Source organism: Streptomyces sp. NRRL F-5630, from assembly GCF_000719475.1.
Classification (GTDB): Bacteria; Actinomycetota; Actinomycetes; order Streptomycetales; family Streptomycetaceae; genus Streptomyces.
Genome location: NZ_JOGO01000129.1, coordinates 1 through 7,579, shown reverse-complemented (window position 1 = coordinate 7,579; position 7,579 = coordinate 1). Strand labels below are relative to the sequence as shown.

The following is a 7,579-nucleotide window of genomic DNA, read 5'->3' as shown; positions in this document are numbered from 1 at the left end:
GCCGCGGCCTGCCTCGCGGTGCTGTTCGTGGAGCCCGCCGAGCACGTACGCGTGCGGGTGCGGCAGGCGGGTGACACCCTGGAGGCCCTGGCGGGCGGGTTCGCGGGCTGGTCACCGGGCCGCGAGCGCTCCCCTCCGGCGTCCGCCGCCCCCACCTCCCGTATCAAGTCACGCTGCCAGTCGCTCGGCGCCGTCATACCGTCCCCCGCTCCGTACCCGCCGCTTACGAGAAAGTGTCCAGCAGCCGCGCGTACACCCCGAACTCTCCCAGGAGCAGGGGCAGCAGCGCCACGACCGCCAGGGACTCCAGGCTGTCACCCGCCTGCCGCACCCGCACGCGTACGTGCTCGGCGGGCTCCACGAACAGCACCGCGAGGCAGGCCGCGGCGAGCACCACGAACACCGCCAACGCCCCTTGCGTCTGCGCATGTTCACGCCAGGCGAGGAGCAGCGCGAGGACCACGGCGGCGGACCCGGCGAGGAGCACGGTGACCTGCGCGGCGAGCGGGAAGGCGCGGGCGCGCAGCGCGAGGGCGAGCGCAGTCGCCGCCGCGAGCGACACCGTCCACACCGAGACCTCGCGCAGCAGTACGATCCCCGCCCCCGCCGTCGAGACCGCGAGGACGCAGGTCGCGAGGCTCAGCCCCCGGTGGGCCGCCGCGAGTGCCGTGCCCACGCGGTGTCGGCTCACCGAGGCCCCGGCCGCGCGCCGGTCGTCGAGCGCGGTGAGGCCGGAGGCCATGAGCGCGAGCCGGGGCAGCACGCCGAGCAGGAGGACACCCATGACGGCGGCGAGCGCCCCGGCCCGTACCGCGCCCCCGGCGGCGAGCACCGCCTCCCACACGAGCAACGAGACGCCGAGCGCGCCGGCCCCGAACAGCGCGCCGCGCCCGAGCGGCGTGCACCACGCGGCGAGCAGCAGCGCGAGCCCCACCGCCCCGGCGGCCCCGGCGAGGCGCGCGGCACCTCCCCAGTCCGCGGCGTCCGCGTACGTCCAGGCGGCGAGTACCGAGAGCGCCCCGCCCGCCCCGGTCAGCGCGGCGGCGGGCGCGGCCCTGCCCCGTACGAAGGGGGCCGCCGCGAAACACAGCACGGCGGTCACGAGCAGCACACCCGCCACGGTGCCGAGCGCTGCCTCGCCGCGCGCGACGATCCCGGCGGCGAGCGCCCAGCCGGTCGCCGCGAGCCCGGCCGCGGAGCGCCGTGCCCCCGGCCCCCAGCGCCAGGCCCGTACCTCCAGGTCGGCGGCGACCTCGTCGCTCACGTCGTGCACGACCGGAGCCGAGGGCGCGTCCTCGGCCCGTACGAGGCGCAGCACCGCGCCGTCCGCGATCCCGGCGCCCTCCAACGTCACGTCCTGCGCGAGCGCCTCACCCTCGACGGTGATCAACTGCCGTACCTCGGGCCGCTCCCCGACCCGGTCGTCGAGCACCCGCAGGATCTCCGGCAGCAGCACCCCGACCGGCTCCCCGGCAGGAAGGACCAGATCGGCCCGCCGCCGCTCCCCGACCAGCGTCACCCTGCTCAGCACGCCCGTACCACTCACCGCGTCGACACCCCGTACGTGCTCTTCCCGATCACCCGGTGCGAGAGGAACGACCACCCCACGCACCCCGCGCACAGCACCGCCGCGATCACCATCCCGACGACGGCCTTCCCCACCCGTTCGTCCCAGGCCCGCCGGCTGCGCCGCCCCCCGAACACCACGGCATCCCGCAACCTCCGCCGCCGCACGGCGACCGACTCCAGCAACTGCCCGTCATAGTCCTGTGCACCCACAACGACCCCCTCCCCGTCCATCAAGAAAATCCCCCACCACACCCCACGAGGGCAAGTGGGTACCGCGCGCACGCGCTGGGCGGGGGCTGTCGATCCGCCTGTCAGGTCACGTGGGAAACTCCCCCACCCACTCCCCGCTAAGGAGAAAGCGGGGGAGGTAGGGCGACTCCACGTCGATCGGGAAACCCGCGTCGCGGGCGAGGCAGGCCATCGCCAGAAGGGGGAGCGAAAAGAATCCCGCAGTGTTTTTCGCCGTGTCTTCATCCGCAGACCAGTACGCCTTGTGCAACTTCAGCGCATCCACCAGCGCAGGGCCGAACTCATCCCGCTTGTTCCGGAGGAACAAGTAAAAGAGGTTGATCGGCGGATACAGCACCTTGTTCATCATGTCGCCGTCCACGACCCGCAACGCCGACGGATCGGACAACTGAATCGCAGCCGTCAGCTTCTCCCCAAGATCAGCCCGCCCCACACAGTATGACTGAAGTGCACCCACCCAATTCGGCAAGTACTCATCAAAATGAAAAGGAGCCTCCCGCATCAACGCGACAGGAACTTCACACAAAGCGTTGGCCCGAGCCCCGTCCCGGCACACCACCGCAAGGTAGAAGGCATCGAGCCAGTACCCGAAATTCGGCCTGCGCCGCTGGTCCTCTACCGGAAGCGGAACAGACCGTTCCACCCGAGCAACCCGCTCCACCACAGGCTCCACAGCCCCTGGCGCGCCCAGCCGAAAATACAAGGACCCCAACTGCATCGCCGTCGTCACAGCCTTCCACGTCGGCAACTCCGCAGCCTCGGGATCGATCGCCAATCGCGCCCGCACCCAGGAAATGGAGTCACGGAAGTAGGCATCAATCATGCCCGGGGACCGCTCCAGAGACTCCACATCTTCCGCCACCTCCTTCTCCAGGTCACTCGCCAACTCGGCAGCGTGAGGTCCGAGCGCACCATGGCGCGAAATCAACATACTCATTCACTTTTCCCGTCATCAGATATCGAACTGATACTTCTCGTATCCAGCATACAGAGGGCCATCCACCTTGCCCTTTACGAGAATATATTCGACTTTACCCTCACCGAGAGCCGCCTTCAGGTCTTTCGCCAGCTTCTTATCGGTGGGGAACTCGCCACCACGATCCCTCATCTTCTGCAAGATATCCATAAAGTACTCGCGCGTCCCCTGCATCGCACGGTCCCCGTTGAGCTCGGCGATCTTCCGCGACCCCAACTGGGTGCTCACCGTCGACTTCGCCTCGACCACGACATAGCCGCCGTCCGGCTTCTTCCACACCTGGTCGAACTGGTCGTTGCCGTTCCTGGGGCCGTGCAGGGTGATCGGGGTCGAACCCGGGTAGTGCTCGGGGATCACCTGCTCCGCCGCGACCGTCTCCCCGTACCGCTCCGCCGCCTTCGTCCGCGCGTCCATGGCGGACGAGGACTCCTGCTCAGCCGCACGCAGTGCCGCCGGGTCGTCCCCATTGGCCAGAAGCCGCTGCTTCTTCTTCTCGGCCTCCATCGCGGCGTCGATGTGCTTCTGCCGTTCCGCCGCCGCCTCGTCCAGCTTCTTGAGCGTCTTCTCGTCCAGGGCTCCCTCGCGGTCGCCCCTTCGCGCGCCCTCGTCGACGTACTTCTCCCCGATCGGCGGCGCGGCGTCCGACGCCGCCCGCTTGGCCTTGGTCTCGGGATCGACGTGCAGTTGGACCGGCGTACGCCCGCTCTCGTCGTGGACCGTGAGGTGCAGGCGGTCGCCCTCCCTGTTGTAGTACTTCTCGAAGTAGCCGGGTTCGTGGTTGGCCCGGTAGACCTGGATCTCCTTGATCTGCTCCGCGGTCGCGTGCTCCGGGTACGGGTTCGGGCCCTCCCGCATGTACGGGGGCCGGGTCACCGGGGCGGGCGTACCCGTACCGTCGCCGCCGCGCGTACCCGTACCGTCACTGTTGCCGCCGGAGCGCGCACGGGCCGCGTCGTCCAGCCCGTCGCCGTCGAGCCCGAGCCCGGGCCCGCCGCCGATCCCGTGACCGCCTCCGCCGCCCGGCCTCGCCGTGGGCACGGCGGGGCCGTCACCGGTCCGCTCGGGCCCCGTCCCGGCGCCCTCGGTCCCGTGTCCGCGCGCGTGCCCCGCCGGGTCCGTGCGGCCCGGCGCGGTCCCGGCGTCATCGGCAACGTGCGCGTGGGCCTCGGGAGCACGGGGCCTTGTACCCGCCATCGCGGGCTCGCGGTGGGGCGCCGGTGTCGTGGCCGGGCTCTGCTCGGGCGACGGCTCCTTCGGGACCTCCGCCTCGACGCGGTGTCCGTTCTTGTCGTACTGGACGAACTCGCCGTCCTCGATACGCACGTACGAGCCGTCCGGCGCCTCTACGACCGTGTGGACGGCCGGGGTTCCGTCCTCCGTGAGCCGCGAGGCGGGCAGGAGGCGGGACGGGAGTTCGGAGAGCTTCGGGAGCCGGCTCGCGACCTTCCCGGCGGCCTTGATGCCCGCGGCGACCGGGTCGAGGTGGTCGAGCGCCTTCGCCACGTTCGCCGCGGTCTTCGCCGCCGCGCCGCCCTTGCCCGCCTTCGAGGCCGCGGCGGCCGGGCCGAGGAAGAGCGTCCCGAAGTTGAAGACGACCGTCGCGGAGGCGCGCGCCGGGTCGTCCCCCCACTGGTCCCAGGCAACCAGGCCCTTGCTGAATTCCCGCAGCGCCTTCTTCTGCCGCTCGGTCGTGGCGTCCGGCGGCGCGGGGCCGAAGACCTGGTCCATGGCCCAGTCGTAGGGCGTCATGATGTACGCCGAGATGCCGCCGAAGACGTCGCCGAGTCCGCTCCAGGCGTCCCCGGCCTTGCCCCAGCCGTGACCGCCGACGAGCGTCCACAGACCGTCGAGCGCGCCCCCGATGTTGTCGATGACGAGCCCGTCCCACACGAAGCTCTTCACCCCGTGCCCCCACCACCCGAGGCTCCACCGCTCGTAGGTGCGCTCCTCGGCCGTCCCCCACGGCAACTCCTCGGCATGCTGGAGCTGATCGAGTCCGTAGCCGTACATCACCGTCTTGTCGTCGACGGTGTGGTCACCGTTGTCCTCGACGAAGCGGGGGCCCCCGACGAGCGCGCTGATGGTGTTCGCGGCGCTCCGCTCAGCCTCCTGGAAAGCGGCCTGGGCGGCGGCGACCCCGTCCATGAGCGCCTTGTGGCGCTCGACTTTTCCCTCGTCCTCGGTCCAGTCGTCGTCGTCCTCGACGCTCTCGACGAAGGCGAATGCCTGCGTCCTGAGCTGGTCCAGGCGCTCGGCCTGCGGACGTGCCTCGGCCGCGTAGGTCTGAAGCGCGCCCGCCACGGTCTCCAGCTTCGTGGCGAAGGTGTCGGCGCCGTCCATCACCGGCCGAGTGGTGGCGAACAACTCCTCAGCCTCGGGGGCCTCGTAGAAGGCGGCGAGCGCCTGAAAGCGGGAGTGGACGTCCGCGCCGCCGCCCCGGATTCCGATCGCGTCGCTGCGAAGTGCGGAGACGTCCTTGTCGAGTTGCTCGAAGTCCCCCGTGAACTGGGGGATGGCGCCCGGTGAGATCACTTGTGGCCCCCGCCGTCACCGCGGCCCGGCAGGTCGACCTCGGGGGCCGCGAGGGCGCGGTGCTGCGCCTGGGCCGCCATCTCCTCGTCACCGAGTATGTAGTAACCCGTCGCTTCGTGCGCCCCGTTGACCGATTTCGCGGCGCGCGCGGCGAGCATCGCCACCTCCTGCGCCGTGCCCTCGGCGAAGAGCGCGAGGGCGGCCCCGACGGCTCCCGTGGGCGCCGGCCCGCCGGAGACGCCCGCCACGGTCCCGGCCGAGACCGCCGCGCTCTCCATGTCCGTGCCATACGCCTCGACGTCCGTGCCCAAGTCCCGCATGGCGAGGCCGACCAGCCCCGTCACGAACGCGACACCGTCGACATCGATGTCCCACCCGCTCACCACGAACCCCCGTTGCAGTGACTTCAGTTGTCATTTTTCTGGACGCCGCGGGCCCCCGACGTGCCATGGGTCCCCGCTGGCTGAAGACCCCGAGCGGTTTGTTGGTCCCCCGCGGCCTGTGGATGCCGAGCGCCCCGTAGCAGCCGACGGTCCCGGCAGGCCGCGTCAGCCGATGTTCTCCACCGCGGATCGCGCCTTGGCGAGAGTGGAGTGGGCGGTCGCGTCGTTCTCCTCCAGCGTGGAACGCACGAGGCGGATGATCTCCCGCACCTCGTTCGCCGCCTTGTTCCAGCGCAGTTCCTTGCCGTGGTACTCGTCGGAGACCCCGTCGGCCTGGTAGTCGGCCATGGCCGCCTTGACCGCCCCGTCGCGGTCGGCGAGTACGGTCTCCAGCCGGCCCAGGATCCCCTGCAAACCGCCCTGCACCTCCGCCGACGCCCCCGTGTCGTACGAGCGGCGATCCTGTGTTGCCATGCGATGACTCCCCCTCTGCGGTGCTGATTGGCCGAGAATGGCCGGTAACGCGGGGCTCAGCCCCTGAACCGGGCCGCGTCGAAGTTCGCCGCGCCCATGTTCCGGTGCGCGTTGTCCCCCTGCTCCTGGTCCCCCGTGCCGAAGGCGGAGTCCATCCCCGCCTGCCCACCGAGGATCGAGGAAAGCGAGCCGTTCAGCTCCGCGGTGATCTCGTCGGCGCGCAGTTTGAAGGAGTCGAAAACGGCCTTGCCGTTGCCGTTGAACTTGCCCTCCAGCGGCTGCGCCGCGATGACGAGCTGCTGAATCAGGGCGCCGAGGTCGTCACTCGACCCACCCGTGCTCTTGATGAGCGATGCCAGCGTCGTCGAACCCATGTCGAACTTCATGCTTCCCCCTGTCCCGGCGCCCACGGCCCCGGCCCGCCACGGCGGCCCGCGCTCTCGCCCGGCACCCCCGTGCCCCGCTCCGACGTCACCAGCCATCGTGCGTCCTGGACGCGATCCCCGCAACGCCCACCGCCCCCTTCCGGACGCCCCACACCCCTCCCTCCGTTACACTGCTGGCACCCGCCTCCTTAGCTCAGATGGCCAGAGCAACGCTCTTGTAAAGCGTGGGTCGTCGGTTCGAATCCGACAGGGGGCTCACCGCAAAGCCCAGCTCAGACGCGCTCTGAGCTGGGCTTTGGTCATTTCCGAGATCACTCGGCCATCGCGAACTCGACTGCAGGAACTCCGCGCAGCACATCCCCAGAACATGGTCCGCCCGCACCAAAGGAGCGGCTGGAGTACCGGTTTGGATTCCCGGTACTCCAGCCACTACCTCTCGTAGAGCTCGTAACACGATCATGTGCGGGTCTTCTTGAGGCGTCTCCGGCAGATCAGATTGCAGGCGAGGGAGATGAAGGCGTCGTGGAGTTCGGTGCGGCGTTACCAGCGGACGGCGAGACGCTGGGAGTGGTGGAGGAGCGCGAAGGTCTGCTCGACGACGTAGCGGAGCTTGCCCATCCCTTTGAGTTCGGGCAGCCCTTGCGTGAGATGACAGGCAGGGTCCGTCGCTTGCGTAACGCGCCCCGGTTCGGGTTGGGGTCGTAGCCCTTGTCGCCGAGCAGGGCATCGGGCCGGCGGCGGGGGCCGGTCCGGGCGGGTCGCGACGGGCGGGGTCCCGGCGACCAGGGCGAGGGGCTGGGTGACGTCTTGGCGTTCACTGCGGTGGTGATGACGTTGAGCGGAGTGCCGCCACCGACACCATCAACCGCTGGTGAGCACCATGATGACCGCACCAACTGCTGCGATCGCCACGCTAAGAGGCCGTTTCTATTGGCGTAGTCGCTCGTTGAGCCGTGCATGGCTGATCTGGTGGAGCGTCTGGTGCCGGAGGAGTTGTGGACGCTGTTCCG

Annotated in this window: 7 protein-coding genes and 1 tRNA gene; 1 reads left to right on the top strand and 7 read right to left on the bottom strand. The window is 70.1% G+C overall.

Annotation, left to right across the window (positions count from 1 at the left end):
- Nucleotides 1-223: 223 nt before the first annotated feature.
- The 7 genes from eccD to IF99_RS0129465 all read right to left on the bottom strand — a co-directional run bounded on the left by eccD (nt 224) and on the right by IF99_RS0129465 (nt 6,569).
- Nucleotides 224-1,546, bottom strand: a complete 1,323-nt coding sequence (eccD, locus tag IF99_RS0129495) for a type VII secretion integral membrane protein EccD (RefSeq protein WP_031001381.1) — start codon at nt 1,544-1,546, stop codon at nt 224-226.
- Nucleotides 1,543-1,800: a hypothetical protein gene (locus IF99_RS0129490; RefSeq protein WP_234340913.1), complete on the bottom strand. Its 258-nt coding sequence runs from the start codon at nt 1,798-1,800 to the stop codon at nt 1,543-1,545. The genes eccD and IF99_RS0129490 overlap by 4 nt, the downstream gene beginning before the upstream one ends.
- 85 nt (nt 1,801-1,885) lie before the next feature.
- Entirely contained in the window at nt 1,886-2,755 is an 870-nt protein-coding gene (locus IF99_RS0129485) for an immunity 49 family protein (RefSeq protein ID WP_031001378.1), read from the bottom strand.
- Between the two features lie 15 nt (nt 2,756-2,770).
- Nucleotides 2,771-5,326 (bottom strand): hypothetical protein, encoded by a 2,556-nt coding sequence (locus tag IF99_RS35320; protein ID WP_234340912.1) that lies wholly within the window; start codon nt 5,324-5,326, stop codon nt 2,771-2,773.
- Complete coding sequence (locus tag IF99_RS0129475) at nt 5,323-5,709, bottom strand: DUF6507 family protein (protein ID WP_031001374.1); 387 nt, start codon at nt 5,707-5,709, stop codon at nt 5,323-5,325. The genes IF99_RS35320 and IF99_RS0129475 overlap by 4 nt, the downstream gene beginning before the upstream one ends.
- Nucleotides 5,710-5,874: 165 nt before the next feature.
- The gene (locus IF99_RS0129470) at nt 5,875-6,183 is read right to left on the bottom strand and encodes a pore-forming ESAT-6 family protein (RefSeq protein WP_031001371.1); all 309 of its coding nucleotides are present in this window, start codon (nt 6,181-6,183) and stop codon (nt 5,875-5,877) included.
- Nucleotides 6,184-6,239: 56 nt separating this feature from the next.
- Complete coding sequence (locus IF99_RS0129465; RefSeq protein WP_031001370.1) at nt 6,240-6,569, bottom strand: hypothetical protein; 330 nt, start codon at nt 6,567-6,569, stop codon at nt 6,240-6,242.
- 182 nt (nt 6,570-6,751) lie between these two features.
- Between IF99_RS0129465 and IF99_RS0129460 the strand changes: the two genes are divergently transcribed.
- Nucleotides 6,752-6,825, top strand: a tRNA-Thr gene (locus IF99_RS0129460).
- Nucleotides 6,826-7,579 lie beyond the last annotated feature (754 nt).